This window comes from Croceicoccus pelagius (assembly GCF_001661915.1).
GTDB lineage: Bacteria > Pseudomonadota > Alphaproteobacteria > Sphingomonadales > Sphingomonadaceae > Croceicoccus > Croceicoccus pelagius.
The window spans coordinates 1-1,247 of sequence record NZ_LYWY01000020.1; the positions used below are offsets into that span (position 1 = coordinate 1).

Consider the following 1,247-nt stretch of genomic DNA (forward strand, 5'->3'; position numbering starts at 1 on the left):
TGAGGTGGTCCCGCCTTCCTGGACAGTTTGGCGGCTGAGTTAAGCTAATCCCGGTTGTCGTTATGCCGCCTTCTTGATCATCAGATCATGGGGGGCATGCCCCCCATGATCTGATTGCCCGATCCGCCGATAGGCCTCCACCGGGGTTCGTCCGGCTAGGCCCGAGTGCGGACGCTGGGTGTTGTAATAGGTGATCCACCGGCCAAGGCCAGCACGCAGCTCGGAGCCGGTCTCGAAGGCATGGAGGTAGACGCACTCGTACTTCAGGGACCGCCAGAGCCGCTCGATGAAGACGTTGTCCATCCACCGCCCCCGGCCGTCCATGCTGATGCGGACCTCGGCCTCGCGCAGCACGCTGGTGAAGGCCTGCGACGTGAACTGGCTGCCCTGGTCGGTGTTGAAGATCTCGGGCTTGCCGTAGCGGGCCAGCGCCTCCTCCAGCGCCGCAACGCAGAAGCCGGCATCCATCGTGTTCGACAGCCGCCAGGCCAAGACCTTGCGTGTGGCCCAGTCCATGATCGCGACCAGGTAGAGGAAGCCCCGACGCATCGGGATGTAGGTCACGTCGGCGCACCAGACATGGTTGGGCCGCTCGATCGCCAGCTTGCGCAGCAGATACGGATAGACCCGGTGCTGTGGGTGCGGATCGCTCGTGCGTGGCCGCTGGTAGATCGGCGTCAGCCCCATCTTCGCCATCAGCCGCCGCGCCCGCCTGCGACCGATCTCGTGTCCGGCACGCCGCAGGTGCCGCGCCATCTGGCGACTGCCGTACCATGGGCATTCCATGAAGGTCTCGTCGATCACCGTCATCAGCGCCAGCGTCTCGTCCGTTTCCGGCACCGGTGCGTAGTAATAGGACGAGCGGCTGATAAGCAGCAGACGGCACTGCGCCGAGATCGACAAGCGATGGTGAGCAGGTTCGACCATTGCCCGCCTCCGATCCACGCTCATCGACCGAAGGCTTTTGCTAAAAAATCCCGCTCCACGACCAGTTGCCCGATCTTGGCGTGCAGCTTTTCCACCTCGCTCTCGCTGACGGCCCTGGCCGTATCGCCGGCGCCGGAGAAGGTGCTTGCCATCCCGTCGATGGCTTGGCGCTTCCACGATGCGATCATCGTGTGGTGGACACCGTGCTTGGCTGCCAGCTCCGCCAGCGTCAGGTCGCCCCGGATCGCTTCCAGCGCAACCTTGGCCTTGAAATCCGCGCTGTAGCGCTTTCTCGTCGTCTTCATTCCCGTACCAATCCA

General features: G+C 63.9%; 1 protein-coding gene. It reads right to left on the reverse strand.

Annotated elements, in window-relative coordinates:
- Positions 1-60: 60 nt before the first annotated feature.
- A protein-coding gene (locus A9D15_RS04365; protein WP_425304723.1) for an IS3 family transposase occupies positions 61-1,232 on the reverse strand; the annotation gives its coding sequence in 2 pieces (ribosomal slippage) (positions 61-968 and positions 968-1,232; 1,173 coding nt in all).
- Positions 1,233-1,247: the final 15 nt, after the last annotated feature.